The organism is Neomicrococcus lactis (genome assembly GCF_014200305.1).
Taxonomy (GTDB): domain Bacteria; phylum Actinomycetota; class Actinomycetes; order Actinomycetales; family Micrococcaceae; genus Neomicrococcus; species Neomicrococcus lactis.
In genome coordinates this window covers 2,510,843-2,525,982 of the sequence record NZ_JACHBL010000001.1, presented here as the reverse complement: position 1 = coordinate 2,525,982, position 15,140 = coordinate 2,510,843, and the positions used below count along the sequence as shown (strand labels likewise).

Here is a 15,140-nt window from a genome sequence, read left to right as displayed (position 1 = left end):
GACACATTCGTGAATACTTTCCAGGACGACGACGCAGCTCGCCTCAGCACTCGAACCTTCGAAGCCATGGGTACAGTCATTTCGATTTCCGCACCGATTGATTCCTCTGAGGTGGCGGTTGCTACGGAGACCGCCGCCCGAGTGTTCATGGACGCCGAGGAGCGGTTTTCACCGTTCCTGTCCTCCTCTGAACTCTCACGCGTGAATCGTGGCGAGGTCTTGCTTCCCGATGCAAGCGCCACGTTCCGCGAGGTCTATGCGTTGGCGTCCGAGTTTTCGTACCTCACTCATGGCCACTTCTCACCGTATTCTCCCAGCGGGGATCTCGATCTCAACGGTGTCGTGAAGGCCTGGACTATCCGGGAAGCCGGAAACGTGCTGGACACGGTGGGGATTCCACATTGGTCTATCAATGCAGGCGGGGACATCTTGGTGTCGGGTTCGCCTGCACCTTCCCACCCGTCAGCCCATGATCCTCGAGCCCGCACGCCGTTCTTTGGAACGCCGTGGGCTTTAGGAATTGTTGACCCTCATGACTCTTCGCAGCTTCTCGCGACAATCGATGCCACAGGGACGCCAGGCTTTCAGACCGCATTGGCTACTTCAGGTATTGCCGAACGTGGTCACCACATCTGGTCCCGGGCTGACTCACAACCGGGTCCTCTGACACACCCGGACCTTCGGAACCGTTCAGCTTCAATCCCAGCTGGCCCGGATCAATCATTGGATGACTCACAGACGGATTCACCGGCACCGATTATCCAGGTGTCCGTGATGGGTCCCGACATTGTCACGGCAGATGCTCTCGCCACTGCAGTGGCCGCTGGCGGACGGATCGCGTTTTCCTTGCTTTCCGAGTTCCCTGGCTACGAAGCCTTGGCGGTACTCAGCGACGGCTCACTGGTCGCCAGCAACAATTGGCCGCGCACCACTCGTCATCGTGAGCGGTTCGAACAATCGGTTATGTACTAGCGTTCCGCAGGATCAGTTGACGCAAGAGCTTTGAGATCTGGTCCGACCGCGATCCGGTGCCCACGCCTTCAGCATGGAGCGGCAAGTACCCGACTGCCAGCTGGTAGCTAGGGTCCGCATACCCCACGGATCCGTTGAGGCCGTTGTGTCCAAAGGCCCGCCACGAACCAAAGTCATTTCCCAGTCGTGGCTTGGTGAAAACAGTGGCAAAGGCGCCAGGTTCGCCGTTTGAAACGTCCAATCCAGAGGTGGCGAGGGTAGTCATCTCAGCGAGTGTTTCCGGCTGAATCATGTTGGGGAACGCCTCGTACAAAGAGGCTAGCCCCCGCGCGTTGGCCACACCACCCACGGCGGAGAATCCGCTTTCCCGGATAGCGCGCACGTTGGGGACAGAGAAGAGATCAAAGGTTTGCTGTCCCTCGTTGTCGAGGAAACCAGTGACAGAATTCGCGCCGACGCCCTGCAATCCAAAGGGATCTACAAAGACTTCAGGCATAGCGTTCAGCGGGTGGCGCACGGGAACGAACCGGTTTTCAAGTTCTGCCGGCAATCCCAGATAGAAGTCCAGTTCGTGGACCGCGCGAACTTCCCGTTCGTAGATCTCTTGCAGCCGCTCCCCCGTGACCCGGCGAACCAGCTCCTCCATAAAAACGCCCATGGTGAGCGAGTGGTAGGCAAAGAGCGAGTTTCCGGCCCACATGCGCGGCATGTTTGCGAGTTTCTGGGCGACCACGCTCGAGTCCAAGTACTCGGCCATAGGTGCGCCACCATCGATTCCCATGAGACCCGCACGGTGACTCAAAAGCTCATGAACAGTGACGTTCTCTTTGCCAGCCGCCGCGAACTCGGGCCAATACTCGGCAACGGGTGCGTTGAGCCGCAATTGGCCGCGCTGCAGCAGCAAAGCAATGACTGAGGCGGCAGCGCCTTTAGAACACGAGAAAACGCCGGAGAGTTGCTCGGGCGAAATGTCCCCCACGGCAATGTCCACGATGGTGTGACCACCTTGGATCACACACAGCTGGGCGGAATAACCCGGCGTCGCTTCGACGAATCCTTGAAGAAGTTCTTCAAGCGGTTCAAATCCTGAAGCGACGGCCATGCAATTAGTTCCTTCCGGTTTCCTGACGGAACGCCAGTTTCCAGCTCTTGCCTCGTTGCAACCAGGTGGAACCAACTACAAGCTCGCCAAAACCGCTGTCGCGCCGAGCATCGAGAACGTAGTTCAGGCGAACCACATTGCTCAGGAGCTCTACGCCGTCCAAGCGTTCCATCGAGGAGTTCTGAACAGGTGTCATGGGCGTTGATGAATCCTCGACGAGTACGCCATCCGCCCTTACACCTGTAAACATTTCATCTAATAAATGAACTATATCGGGTTCACTGTCCATAGTGGAAGCTTCAACATACGCATTGAGAAGTTCGCGCTCAAGCTTCCAGACAGCATCAACCACGCTTTCGGCGGCCTGACTTGCTTGAGTTTCCTCAGGATCATCGTCCGAAAGCAGGCTCAACAAGTCCATCTGGTCATCTTGTTCAGCGGACTGTTCTATGGCCGACGCAGACGCGGAAGCAGGGACATCACTCTCGCTATCCTGAGAAGCGGCCACAGATTCGTTATGTGCGGCGCTCGAGGAGCCACGCTGCGCCGTCGTACTGGATTCTGAATTGCCAGCGCCAGGAAAACCGGGGCCCTCATCCGGCGCGGAGCCGTTCTGGTAAGAAGTCGCGGCAGCCCGCGCGCGCTCGTCAGCGGCCTCGTTGAGCGGGTGGCCTGCGTGTCCGCGCACCCATTCGAAACTGTAGGTGCGGCCTACGAGCTCGGCATCAATCTGCTTGAGCAGATCCACGTTGAGTACGGGCTTCTTGTCAGCCTTGACCCAACCGCGCTTCTTCCAGCCCGGCATCCATTTGGTCACGCAGTTGATGACGTACTGGGAATCGCAGAGGATCTGGAGCGGCTCCTCGGCGCGATGCTTCGTGGCCTTGAAGAGCTCCAAAACTGCGGTCAGCTCACCGATGTTGTTCGTTCCGCGCTTGGCGCCACCGGCCTGCCACGTATTGTCATCGACATACCAAGCCCAGCCCATAGCGCCGGGATTACCTAAGGACGAGCCGTCCGCTGCTGCAACAATTGCCATAATTTCCATACTGTCATGGAGTTAGGACAGTTAGTTTGAGGCGCTTTCTTGTCCCAAGAGATGTGTCCAGCTGTCGGCGAGAATATCGAGTGCGTGCTCGCCACGGCTGAATCTCGAGCACATGCTCGCCACGGCTGAATCTCGAATCGAGTTGCCAAGTTAACGTTGTTCTGAGCCCCAAGACGGCGTTAACTTGGCAATTCGTTTTCCGGGAAGACCCCTAAAACACCCCACGGAGTCAATAGACAGCTAGCTGTACAGCGGATTGTGCTCCGGAACCACGAGTTCGTCCTCGCGAGGAGGCTCAGGCGCGGTCCCGTCGCCAAACGGTGAGCCCCCAAACTTCTCGCGGCCGTGCGGCTCCAACCAGTTGCTGAGGTCCGGCCCCACGGGCACAATCTGCGTGGGATTAATGTCTTCGTGAACCACGTAATAGTGCTTCTTGATCTGGTCGAAGTCCACGGTGTCTCCGAAGCCCGGCGTCTGGAACAGCTCGCGCGCATAACCCCAGAGGTTCGGCATGTCCGCGAGCTTGTTGCGGTTGCACTTGAAGTGGCCGTGATACACGGGATCAAAACGCACCAGCGTGGTGAACAGGCGCACGTCAGCTTCCGTGATGGTCTCGCCCATCAGGAAACGTTGGCGCCGAAGCCGATCCTCCAACCAATCCATGGCGACCCACAGACGTGAGTAGGCGTCGTCGTACGCGGATTGCGTGCCCGCGAAACCGGCGCGGTACACGCCATTATTGACCTCCGTGAAAACCCGCTTGATCACGGGCCACATCTCATCCATCAAGTGAGCGGGCAGCAGATCCGGTGCGCCTTCGCGGTGGAATTCCTTCCATTCCGTGGAGAAGTCCAGCGTGATTTGGGGGTAATTATTGGTTACGACGCCGCCGCTCGGGATATCTACCATGGCCGGAACCGTGATACCCCGGGGGTAATCCGGGTAGCGCTTGAAGTAGTTTTCCTGGAGGCGCTCGGTTCCGAGGACGGGATCCTTGCCGTTTTCGTCGAGGTCGAAGGTCCATGAACGGACGTCGTGAGTGGGGCCGGGAAGACCGACAGAGATGACGTCTTCGAGGCCCAAAAGCCGGCGCACAATGAGCGTGCGGTTAGCCCATGGACAAGCGCGGGCGGCCACGAGGCGATAGCGCCCGGGCTCAACAGGCCACGCTTCGGCGCCTTCGGTCAGGCCAGCGCCGAGCTGCCCGATGGTTGACGATTGCGCCGTGGGCAAGGCGCGGATTGCGTCAGGATCGGCAACAATCCGGTCCTCGATGTAGTTGGTGTCGCGGTTGAACTCGCCGCCGGTGACGTAGCTGCCTTTGGTGGAGAACTCTGAAGAAGTCATGGAATCAGCCTACTCATCGTGGGGTCGCAGCGAACACCGGAGGACTCTCCGCATATCTGTTGTTGCAAACGATTTTCATGGCAATGAATGTAAAAGTGTTAAAAATCGATACTCTCTCTTGTCCATGGCCAGCATCGCTTTGGCCTCCACGCTCGCGCTCTCTGCCTGCGGCCCCGCATCCAAGGCACCGGGAACTATGTCGAATGGCGCCGCGCCATCGGTGTCCAGCCCGGACGGATCCAAGGCGTATGTCACGGACGCGACCAAGAAGGAGCTCAAGATTATTGATCTCAAGGCCATGAAGGTTGAGCGGACCGTGAAGCTGGACAAGGCAGCTGTGGAGATGGCGGTTGTCACCGGCACACCGGAGTCTTCGCACGCGGATCACTAAATCAATCAACGGAGGCTTTGGCCGCTCAATGAAGTTGACGTGCACGTGAACTCAAGACAGGTTCAGGCGACAAAACCGTAGGTAGAAGTAAGGGCGTGGTTCGGGGGGAAACGAACCACGCCCTTGATCTTGCCTCGAGCAACCGTCAATATGCTTCAGAACGATGGCTCAAGAGCAAGTTTTATGTGCCGCTCAACGTTAGGCGTTGATGGAATCTTCGTCAGAAACTTCGGCTTCAACGCGAACGGACTTCATAGCCGCAGTCCACACGGCGAGCTGATCCAGCATCGGCGCAATGGATGCTGCGCCTGCTTCGGTTGGCTCGAAGGATGAGAAATCCTTGAAGTCGGTGAAGAGGCTGAACAGGCCGGTCTTCTGAACGTGAGCAACCTGGAGCTCGGAGAGAATGGCGCGGAGGTGCTCGATAGCGCGAGCGCCCATGGCCGATCCGTAGCCCACGAGGCCAGCGGCCTTGTTGTTGAGCTCAGCGTTGACGAAGGACAAAGCGTTGGCCAGAGCTGGCGACACCGAGTGATTGTACTCAGGCGTCACAAAGACATAGCCATCGAACTCGGCGAGCTTTGCAGCCCAAGCCTTCGTGTGGTCGTTCTGGTAGTTCTGGTACGCGGCCGGGTAGGCCTCGTCGAGAACTGGGAGGTTGAAGGACGCAATGTCGACGAGCTCATACTGAGCATCCCCCCGCTGCTGAGCTTGTTCAAGAACCCACTGAGCAACACCGAGGTTGTTGCGGCCTGGTCGGGTGGATCCGGTGACGATGGCAATCTTGTTCACGGTAAGTCTCCTATTGACTCTCTGCTGATCACTGTCGCAAATTGCGCTGTTGGTATATGCAACTGAATACATTCAGAAGTTATTCCGAGCTGTTGCCAACGCCACACTTAGGCCGCAGCGAGCACCTGAGCCGGGCTGCCCTGCTCCACAATCCGACCGCCGTCGAGGCGCACCACCACGTCCGCGTTCTGGATCGTCGATAGTCGGTGAGCAATCGTGAGCGTGGTTCGGCCAACCGCCAAGTGATCAATCGCAGCCTGCACTTCGGCCTCGGTCGAGTTGTCCAGCGCAGACGTTGCTTCATCAAGAATCAGGATGCGAGGGTTGCGCAAGATGGTGCGCGCAATGGCCAAACGCTGCTGCTCTCCACCGGAGAATCGGTGTCCGCGAGCGCCCACCACAGTGTCCAAACCGTCAGGCAAACCGCGAACCGTGTCGGCCACGCGTGCCGCGGTGAGAGCTTCCCACAACTCAACTTCACTGGCATCCGGTTTGGCGAGCAACAGGTTCGCCCGAATGCTCGTGTGCAAGAGGTACGTTTCCTGCGAAACAACACCCACCAGGCTCGAGAGATTCTGTCCGGAAATATCGCGGACATCCACACCGTCGATCAGCAAGCGTCCCTGAGTGACTTCATTCAGTCGCGGCACCAGCGAACCCAGGGTGGATTTACCAGAACCGGTTGCACCGATGACCGCCGTCGTAGTTCCTGGCGTCAACACCAGATTCACGCCCTGAAGCGTGTAAGCCTCGGCAGAATCGCCGGAAGCCTGACCCTTCCCGGAAGCCTCACCCTTCTTCGAGCGCGGGTATGCGAAGGATACGTTCTCAAAACGAACCTCGCCGCGAGCCGTCTCCGGGTCAGCATAAACGGGCTTCGCGGGCTCAGGAATGTCCGGGGTCAGATCAAGGTATTCAAAGATGCGGGAGAAGAACGCCATGGCGCTCACCCACTGCACACCCACATTCAAGAGCCCCATGATGGGCCGGAAGATCGCGGCCTGCAGGCCAGTGAATGCCACCAAGGTACCGATCGTCATGCCATCACGAGTGACGGGCAAGCCTGCCACCAAGTAGATCGCGGCCGGAATAGCGGCAAACACAATGCTCATCGTGGCCATGCGCCAGCGGCCGGCCAACTGCGAGCGCACTTCCAGGCCCACGAGGCTCTCGGAACGTTGCGCGAAGTTCGCAGCGTCGCGCGGCGCAGTGCCCAAAGTCTTAGAAAGGCGAGCGCCAGAAACGGACAAGCTCTCCTCGACCTGAGCATGAAGCGCAGCAACTTCAATCTGCTGCTCCTCCGTGATGTCACGGCGCAACAGCGCGACCTTGCGCGAAAGGTAGATAGACGGCGGCAACACGATGAGCGAAAGCAGGCTGAGTTGCGGCGAAAGAGCGATCATCGCGATCGCCGTTCCCACGACCGTCGTCACGTTGGATGCAATACCGGTGGCCGTCGTGGTCACTACGGATTGCATGCCGGAAATATCGTTGATGAGTCGGCTTTGCACCTCGCCACCACGCGTTCGGGTGAAGAATCCCAGCGACTGTTTCTGCATGTGAGTGAAGAGTTTGACGCGCAGCGCATGCATCACGCGCTGGCCCATCACGGTGGCGCGCCACGTCTGAAAAACGCCAAGCACGCTTGTCAGCGCCGCAATTCCCACCATCGCCAGTGTGAGCCACACGAGCAGCTGCACATTTTGATGCGGCAAAGCATCGTCAATCACGCCGCGAACCAGGAACGGTTGCGCGAGCGAAATTGCTGAGGACATGGTGATCAGAAGAATGACGACGGCGATGCTCACCTTATGCGGTGAGAACAAGGACGCGACCCGTGAAAAAGAGACGGGGTAACGAGAAATTTGGTTTTTGTCGGCTGGCTTGATGCGGCCGGCTCCACGCCCGCCACCGCTATTACCGCTGCCCGCGCCGTTTCCGGCGGGCGAAGTCTGGAGATTGTGATCCATAAGGGACCCCCTATTCAAATCTGTCACGCGAAGATACAGATTCCTGCGTAAACGACATAGTGAGGTTACCGCACATTGTGGTTATCGCGCAAATTGGTACACTAGAGCTGTGCAAGATCTCATTTACCCAAACTCATCAACGAGGAACACTCTTCATCTCCACGAGGAGCCAGTTCTTGGCGAGCTCATGCACGGTGTTTTCCGCAACTTGAGGCGCGGCTGGACTGAAAGCCTTGCGCCTTTCGACCTCACACCCCACCAATGGCGGACCCTTTCGATGGTGTCGCGGCACGACGACGGCTGCCCTCGACTTCGCGACGTCGCCGATTCTTTGCGAATTACCCCGCGTTCGGCGACGGATGTTGTGGATCAGCTCGAAGCCAAGGGACTCATCACCCGCTCCCCCGATCCCACAGATCGCCGCGCCATCTTGCTTGCACTCACCGCCGAGGGAAACGAGCTCATCAACAAGGTGAGCTCCGTTCGCCGCGACCAATCGGAAGAGTTTTTCCAAGTGCTCTCCGCGGATGAGCGAGAGCAACTCTCGAGCATCCTGCGCAAGTTGTCGGCCAGCTGAAAAGACCGCTATCGCTATAGTGTGCCTATGAGCGATGCAAGTCACAGCGCGGTTTCTACTACCGCAACGAGGATCAAGCTGTTGCGGGCGAACAACCCCGGCCCCATGACCCTGACGGGAACAAACACCTACGCGCTCAGCGGCAATGACGGCGACAGCTGGATCATCGTCGATCCCGGACCTTCACTCCGTGAGCACCTTCACCAGATCACCGAGCTCGGCCGCATCGAGCTCATTCTCATCACGCATCATCACCCGGACCACACCGAGGCCATCGATGATGTCCAGATCCGCACCGGCGCACCCGTCCGCGCTTTCCTTCAGGAACACTGCCGCGCCGCCGAACCACTAGAAGACCGCGAGATCATCGAGGCCGCCGGGACAACCGTCAAGGTTCTCCACACCCCTGGCCACACAGCGGATTCCGCATGCTTCATTGTTGAAGATGGCGATCGCAACCACGCGCGCGTCCTGACCGGCGACACCATCTTGGGCCAGGGCACCACGATCCTTGACTACCCAGACGGCACTCTGGTGCAGTACTTGAAGTCCCTTGACCGCCTCGCCACACATCCAAACGCAAAGCTGCTCCCGGGCCACGGCCCCGTGGGCGCAAAGCTCGGCGATGTGGTGCGCTATTACCAAGAGCACCGCGCAGATCGTCTCGGCCAAATTACCTCTGCCCTCGACAAGCTCGGCCTCACCGCGACGGACCCCACTGCGCTGGATAAGGTCACGAACTTGGTCTACAGCGACGTTCCCGAGAATCTGAAGGGAGCCGCGCGGAAGTCCGTCGACGCCCAGTTGCACTATCTGACTGAGCAAGCTCGATAACATCGAAGTATGGTCGAACGCCCCCGCACGTCAGAACTCGATACGCCCGCATACACCGCCCTCATCACCGGCGCCACGTCCGGATTAGGCGCCGAATTCGCGCAGCAACTTGCCGCGAGCGGACACTCGCTGGTTCTCGTCGCCCGCGATGAGGCACGGCTTGAGCGCGTCGCCAACGAGCTTCACACGCGCTACGCGGTTCCGGTTGAGATTCTTTCGGCGGATCTCTTAACGGACGACGGCGCAGCGCGCGTCGTTCAGCGCCTTCAAGATGCGTCTCGCCCCATTTCGATGCTGATCAACAACGCCGGCTATGGCTTGCGCGGTAATTTTGCGGACAACGCGTGGGAAGACGAACTCGCACACTTGCGGATTCACACCGAAGTTCCTTTGCGTCTCGCGCACGCCGCCATCAACGCCATGGCCAACATGGGTGGCGGCCGCATCATCAACGTCGCTTCCGTTGCCGCGTTCACACCTCGTGGAACGTATTCGGCCGCGAAGGCACTCATGGTGAACTTCTCGCGTTGGGCCAACGTGTTCTACAAAGATCGCGGCGTCCACGTGCTCGCACTGTGCCCTGGCTTCGTGAAGACCGAATTCCATGAGCGTATGGAAATGGACACCAAGTTCATTCCCGAGTGGTCCTGGTTGACCGCGGAGCAAGTGGTCCGCGAAGGTCTCACTGCCTCGCACGCCGGGGTGTCGGTCAGCATTCCGTCAACCAAGTACCGCGCCGCGGCGACTTTGGCACGCATGGCGCCGGACTCGCTCGTGGAAAAGATTGCACGCCGCGGGCGCTAAGCGCGCCCATTCTCCAGCAGTTAGCCACCCCTAGCGCCAAATAATTAGCGAACAAATTTATTTCGTAACGCACGTGAAGTGCGTCACAAGAGTTTGCAGTGAGGTTAGCCTTACCTATAGCCTCGTGGTTGTTGCTCAAATAGATCACATTTTCATTCCCTAATGGGACTGAGGGGCAACGGACACATTCGCAACGTTCGGAGCCTCTCATGACTTCTCTTCACTCGGCCGTCACGCGCAAGTCGATGCGCCTTTCCATGGCAACCCTTGCAGCAACGGCGCTGTTAGCACTCACCGCGTGCGGCGCCCCGCAAGCCGCTACCTCCACGGAGTCGAACAGCTCAAACTCCAGCCAGTCGGCCTCAGCAACCTCCGCCGATTCCGGAAAAATCACGGTGAACCACGCGCAAGGAAGCACCGAGGTTCCTACCAACCCTCAGAACGTTTACGTCTTTGACTTGGGTGTTCTCGACACCATGCAGGCGCTGGGTCTTAAGGCATCGGGCATACCAGAAACCGTCCTTCCAGCATCGCTCCAGGACTTCGCTAACGCCGAGAAGATCGGCAGCATGAAGGAACCGGACTTCGAGGCCATCTCCGAAGGCGCTCCGGATCTCATCATCATTAGCGGTCGCACCGCGGGCTCCTACAAGGAACTCAGCAAGATTGCGCCGACAATCGACCTCTCCGTCGATCAGAAGGACGCTCTCAACTCCTTCAAGAAGAACGCTGAGACTGTTGGCCAGATTTTCGGCAAGACTCAAGAAGTCGAGACGAAGCTCAACGAAATCGACATCAAGATTGCCGACGTTGCCGAGAAGGGTAAGGACGCCGGAAAGTCGCTAGTGGTCATGAGTTCGGCTGGTGAGCTCACCGCTTACGGCGCCGGAAGCCGCTTCGGCATCATCCACGACATCCTCAAGTTCCCCATCGCGGCCGACATCAAGTCCGAAGGCCCCCACGGCGAAGCTGTCTCCTTCGAATACATCAAGGACAAGAACCCGGCCAACCTCTTCGTGATCGACCGCGATTCCGCTATGGGCACTGCCACTGGCGCAGCTAATGCCGTCTTGGACAACGAACTCGTGAAGTCCACGGACGCAGCAAAGAACAACAAGATCATCCAGCTAGACGCCACCAATTGGTACAACGTGGGCTACGGCTTGAACAACACCAAGTCCATGATCGACGAAGTAGCCAAGGCGCTCTAACCGCATGGCTTCACCCGCAGTCGCCTCCGCGAGAGGCCTAACAACCACGAGAACCCGGCCAGTCGCTTCAAAAACGGCATCGGGAGACACCCGCACTCGTCTCGCCGTGCTGTGGGGCACCGTTGGCGTCCTGGTTCTCGGCGCCGCGAGCATGTTCATCGGTGTCACGGACGTTAGCCTGCCCGCACTCCTCCGCGGAGATACGGCCGCATGGGAAATCTTCTGGGTCTCCCGCCTCCCGCGCACGGTCGCCGTCGTCCTCGCCGGAATGGCGGTGGCCGTTGCTGGCCTCATCATGCAACTCATGGCCCGCAACAAGTTTGTGGAGCCCTCGGTAGTGGGCACGGTTGAGTCCGCGACAATGGGCATTCTTGTGGCGACCGTGGCCTTTCCCGCCGCATCCCTCTTCGCAAAAATGGGCATCGCCTCCGTCTTTGCGCTCTTGGGCACGTGGCTATTCCTCACGGTCATTAACCGGCTGCCCACCCGAAACACCTTGCTGGTCCCGTTGGTTGGCATCATGTTGGGCGGCGTGATCGCCTCGGTCACAACGTTCTTCGCGTATCAGTTCGATCTCTTGCAGACGCTCAATACGTGGATGATCGGCGACTTCTCCGGCGTCATTCGCGGCCGCTACGAGCTCCTGTGGATCGTGGCCATCATGACGGCGATCGGCTATTTCGCGGCTGATCGCTTCACGGTCGCCGGCATGGGCGCCGACTTCACCACGAACCTAGGCCTCAACTACAAATCCATCATGCGGGTGGGCATGATCATCGTGGCGCTCATCTCCGCCATCGTGGTCACCACCGTTGGCGCACTTCCGTTCCTGGGCCTCGTGGTGCCGAACCTCGTCTCCCTCTTCTTCGGCGACAACCTCCGCCGCGCCGTGCCACTCACCGCGATCTTCGGCGCGGGAATCGTGCTGATCTGCGACATCCTTAGCCGTACCATTCGCTTCCCTTACGAAGTGCCGGTGGGCATGATCATGTCGGTCGTCGGCGCCATCCTTTTCCTCCTCTTGTTGTTGCGCACGCAGCGCAAGGAAGCGTCGCGCCCTCGTGCCTAAATCCAGCCCCGCCACTACCCGAATGCCCCGCGCTCAAGCTTCCGGCACAGGGTCCGTCGTCCCACTTTCCAGTACGACGACGCAGCGCGCCTCCCGCTGGCCACTTTCGCCCGCAGTGCTGACGACGGCGCTGGCCATGCTTTCGGTTCTCGCGATCGTTCTGTTCATGACCTTGGATCTCAAGGGAAATATCGGCTACATCTTGCCGCGCCGTGCCGTGAAGGTGGGCGCTATGGTTCTCGCGGCGGTCGCTGTCGGCGTATCGACGTTGCTCTTTCAGACAGTTACGAACAACAAGATTCTGACGCCGTCCATCATGGGCTTCGATGCCCTCTACGGGCTCTTGCAGACGTCGCTCGTTTTCACCCTGGGTGGTTCGGCCTGGGTTGCAGCGCCTGAGGCTTTCAAGTTCGTGATTGAGCTGGGACTCATGATTGTTTTTGCCAGCGTTCTTTACCGTTGGCTCTTCACGGGCGGGAACAAGTCTTTGCACTTGACGCTCCTGATCGGCATTGTCTTTGGCACGTTCTTCCGCGGAATCTCGGCGCTCCTCCAGAGGCTCATGGATCCCAGCGAATACATCATCCTGCAGGACCTGTTCTTCGCGAGCTTCAACCAAGTGGACCCGACGGTCTTGGGAATCGCCACCTTGATCGTCGGTATCGCTTGCTTCTTCGCGTGGCGCATGAGAAGCACGTTGGACGTCATGGCCTTGGGCCGGGATGTCTCCATCAACCTTGGCGTCGCGCACAAGTCGGTGGTCTCTCGAGTTCTCATCTTGTGCACTGCGTTGGTAGCCACGTCAACGGCTCTCGTAGGGCCAGTGACTTTCTTCGGACTGCTGGTGGTCTCGATCGGCTATCTCATTTGCCGCTCCTACCAACACGCGTGGCTCTTGCCGATCGTCTGCCTGCTCGGCGTCATTTCCCTTGTTGCTGGCCAGCTTATTCTCGAGAACGTCTTTGGCTTCGCAAGCGCCTTGAGCCTGGTTATTGAATTCGTGGGCGGCATCTTGTTCATCGTCTTGCTCTTGAAAGGATCGCTCAAGTGATCGCCATTGACGGTGTCTCCAAGTCTTTCGGGGCACACACGGTTCTCAACGACGTCTCGCTCACCATCCCCACCGGCGGTGTCACGGCGCTCATCGGCCCTAACGGCGCCGGGAAATCCACGCTCTTAGCATTGATGTCACGACTGGAACCCATGGACTCGGGCCGCGTCTCGGTTGGCGGACTGGATATCAGCTCCACACCTTCGGGAGATTTGGCCAAGACTCTAGCGATCCTGCGTCAAGAGAATCAGCTGACCATGCGGTTGACCGTCCGCGACCTCGTGACGTTCGGCCGCTTCCCTCACTCGGGTGGTCGCCCGACGATCGTTGACCTTGAAGCAGTTGAAGCCGCCATGGAACAGCTGGACATTGCGGTCTTCGCGGACAAGTACATCGATGAGCTTTCAGGCGGGCAACGTCAGCGGGCCTTTATCGCGATGGTGTTGGCACAGGACACTCAGTACCTTTTGCTCGACGAGCCACTCAACAACCTGGACATGAAGCACTCTGTGGAGATGATGCGCCTCATTCGCCAGCTAGCGGACCAACACGGCAAGACCGTGATTGTGGTGCTGCACGACATCAACTTCGCCTCGTCCTACGCGGACACCATCGTCGCCATGAAAGACGGCGCCCTGGTACACCAGGGTTCGCCACGAGAGATCATGCAGCCCGAAGTACTCCACGACATCTATGACATCGACATTCGCGTCGAAGAAATCGACGGCTACCGGTTAGGCCTCTACTTCCGCTGAGCCGCTCGCAACTCCAAGTGGCCAGCGGGACGCAAGCATCGCCGTCGTACTCAAAATAAAAGTAAGCCCTACTTAGCCGCAGGAGGATTCGCGGACGGGTACGCCGGCGGGTGCGGAAGCGCCTCTGGGAATTTCTGCTGCAAATCCTTCGTGACGCGCTCGCGAATGAAGTTCTTGAGCTCCCACAGATCCCCGGAATTCCGGGCGGAAACAATGATGGTCAGCTTGAGCATGCCGCCAATGGCGTCCGTGACATTCACGGAATTTGAACGGCCATCCCACAAGTCAGTGGACTCGAGAAGCTGCGTGACCCGGCGGCGGATCTCATCCACGGGCGCCGACCAGTTCAGATCTAAAACAATGTTTCCGTTGAGCTCAGCGGAACCGCGGGACCAGTTCTCGAACGGAGTGGTGGTGAAGTAGGTAGAGGGCAAAATGAGGCGGCGACCGTCGGCCGTTCGCACCACCACGTAGGTCAAAGTGATGTCCTCGATGACGCCCTGCTGGGCTTCCACCACCACGGTGTCATCAACACGCACAGCCTCGGTAAATGCAATCTGCAGGCCGGCGAACACGTTGCTCAACGTCCCCTGCACCGCCAAACCGGCGATGACAGATGCCAAACCAGCGGAGGCGAGAAGACCGGCGCCAACGGCGCGCACTTGCGGAATCAACAGCAGAATCGCCGCAACGCCAATGAGCAAAATCAGCGCCGTCACCAAGCGGCGAATCAGCGTGACCTGCGTCTTCATACGCGAAAGACGGCTCCCACTATTGGCGGCGTCCTTCTTGTATTTGGCGAGCAGCGTGGCCTCCGTCAAAGACAGGAGCACCACCAGAAGCCAGGCAATAGACGCAATCAGCGCACCCCACAACAAGAACGTCACTGCGAAAGGAACCTCAGACGGACCAATCAACGTGGTGGTGGTTACCGCAGCTCCCGCCAACGCCACCGTCAAGAAGAACGGGATGCGAGCGCGGCTCACTTCCTTGCGGATCAGTTCGTCGTCGCGGAACACGCGGTTGAAGACCTGCCGCAAAATCAGCGTCAAGACGGTTGCTAGCACCAGAGCGATCAGGATGGCGACCCACGGCCGAACATCCGCAGGCACGTCTTGAAGCGAAGGCGCGTCAATCTGAGTGAAATGCATGAACCCAAGGTTTCCATATTCACCTGAGCAGACCCAGCCAAGACTTGGAGAAGACAAAAAGTCCCT

15 protein-coding genes are annotated in these 15,140 nt (G+C 58.8%); 9 read left to right on the top strand and 6 right to left on the bottom strand.

Going from position 1 to position 15,140, the window contains the following annotated elements; genetic code table 11:
- Positions 1-9 precede the first annotated feature (9 nt).
- Positions 10-972 (top strand): FAD:protein FMN transferase, encoded by a 963-nt coding sequence (locus BKA12_RS11470; RefSeq protein ID WP_183643986.1) that lies wholly within the window; start codon positions 10-12, stop codon positions 970-972.
- Here the strand turns inward: BKA12_RS11470 and BKA12_RS11465 are convergent.
- The 3 genes from BKA12_RS11465 to BKA12_RS11455 all read right to left on the bottom strand — a co-directional run bounded on the left by BKA12_RS11465 (position 962) and on the right by BKA12_RS11455 (position 4,469).
- Positions 962-2,074, bottom strand: coding sequence for a serine hydrolase domain-containing protein (locus BKA12_RS11465; protein ID WP_183643984.1), 1,113 nt, complete (start codon positions 2,072-2,074; stop codon positions 962-964). The two genes, BKA12_RS11470 and BKA12_RS11465, sit on opposite strands and share 11 nt — an antisense overlap.
- Before the next feature lie 4 nt (positions 2,075-2,078).
- Positions 2,079-3,113 (bottom strand): ribonuclease H family protein, encoded by a 1,035-nt coding sequence (locus BKA12_RS11460; protein ID WP_183643982.1) that lies wholly within the window; start codon positions 3,111-3,113, stop codon positions 2,079-2,081.
- A gap of 249 nt (positions 3,114-3,362) precedes the next feature.
- A complete protein-coding gene (locus BKA12_RS11455; RefSeq protein WP_183643980.1) occupies positions 3,363-4,469 on the bottom strand; it encodes a glutathione S-transferase family protein in 1,107 nt (368 codons plus the stop codon).
- Between the two features lie 124 nt (positions 4,470-4,593).
- On the opposite strand from BKA12_RS11455, the gene BKA12_RS11450 reads away from it, so the two are divergent.
- Entirely contained in the window at positions 4,594-4,860 is a 267-nt protein-coding gene (locus BKA12_RS11450; RefSeq protein WP_183643978.1) for a hypothetical protein, read from the top strand.
- 198 nt (positions 4,861-5,058) lie between these two features.
- Here BKA12_RS11450 and BKA12_RS11445 read toward each other — a convergent pair whose 3' ends face one another.
- Both BKA12_RS11445 and BKA12_RS11440 read right to left on the bottom strand, forming a co-directional pair.
- Positions 5,059-5,652, bottom strand: coding sequence for an NAD(P)H-dependent oxidoreductase (locus tag BKA12_RS11445; protein WP_183643975.1), 594 nt, complete (start codon positions 5,650-5,652; stop codon positions 5,059-5,061).
- Between the two features lie 107 nt (positions 5,653-5,759).
- Positions 5,760-7,622: an ABC transporter ATP-binding protein gene (locus BKA12_RS11440; RefSeq protein ID WP_183643971.1), complete on the bottom strand. Its 1,863-nt coding sequence runs from the start codon at positions 7,620-7,622 to the stop codon at positions 5,760-5,762.
- Positions 7,623-7,731: 109 nt separating this feature from the next.
- On the opposite strand from BKA12_RS11440, the gene BKA12_RS11435 reads away from it, so the two are divergent.
- The 7 genes from BKA12_RS11435 (at position 7,732) to BKA12_RS11405 (ending at position 13,923) form a co-directional block, all read left to right on the top strand.
- The gene (locus BKA12_RS11435; RefSeq protein ID WP_338087517.1) at positions 7,732-8,199 is read left to right on the top strand and encodes a MarR family winged helix-turn-helix transcriptional regulator; all 468 of its coding nucleotides are present in this window, start codon (positions 7,732-7,734) and stop codon (positions 8,197-8,199) included.
- Between the two features lie 27 nt (positions 8,200-8,226).
- Positions 8,227-9,033, top strand: coding sequence for an MBL fold metallo-hydrolase (locus BKA12_RS11430; protein ID WP_183643968.1), 807 nt, complete (start codon positions 8,227-8,229; stop codon positions 9,031-9,033).
- 9 nt (positions 9,034-9,042) lie between these two features.
- Positions 9,043-9,837, top strand: coding sequence for an SDR family NAD(P)-dependent oxidoreductase (locus BKA12_RS11425; protein ID WP_183643965.1), 795 nt, complete (start codon positions 9,043-9,045; stop codon positions 9,835-9,837).
- 209 nt (positions 9,838-10,046) lie between these two features.
- Complete coding sequence (locus BKA12_RS11420; RefSeq protein WP_246361686.1) at positions 10,047-11,048, top strand: siderophore ABC transporter substrate-binding protein; 1,002 nt, start codon at positions 10,047-10,049, stop codon at positions 11,046-11,048.
- A gap of 4 nt (positions 11,049-11,052) precedes the next feature.
- The gene (locus BKA12_RS11415; RefSeq protein ID WP_183643961.1) at positions 11,053-12,117 is read left to right on the top strand and encodes an ABC transporter permease; all 1,065 of its coding nucleotides are present in this window, start codon (positions 11,053-11,055) and stop codon (positions 12,115-12,117) included.
- A gap of 22 nt (positions 12,118-12,139) precedes the next feature.
- Complete coding sequence (locus BKA12_RS11410) at positions 12,140-13,168, top strand: iron chelate uptake ABC transporter family permease subunit (RefSeq protein ID WP_183643958.1); 1,029 nt, start codon at positions 12,140-12,142, stop codon at positions 13,166-13,168.
- Positions 13,165-13,923 carry an ATP-binding cassette domain-containing protein gene (locus BKA12_RS11405; protein WP_183643955.1) on the top strand — a complete coding sequence of 253 codons (759 nt, stop codon included), beginning with the start codon at positions 13,165-13,167 and terminating at the stop codon, positions 13,921-13,923. Before BKA12_RS11410 ends, BKA12_RS11405 begins: the two co-directional genes overlap by 4 nt.
- Before the next feature lie 68 nt (positions 13,924-13,991).
- Here BKA12_RS11405 and BKA12_RS11400 read toward each other — a convergent pair whose 3' ends face one another.
- A complete protein-coding gene (locus BKA12_RS11400) occupies positions 13,992-15,074 on the bottom strand; it encodes a mechanosensitive ion channel family protein (protein WP_183643953.1) in 1,083 nt (360 codons plus the stop codon).
- Between the last annotated feature and the right edge of the window lie 66 nt (positions 15,075-15,140).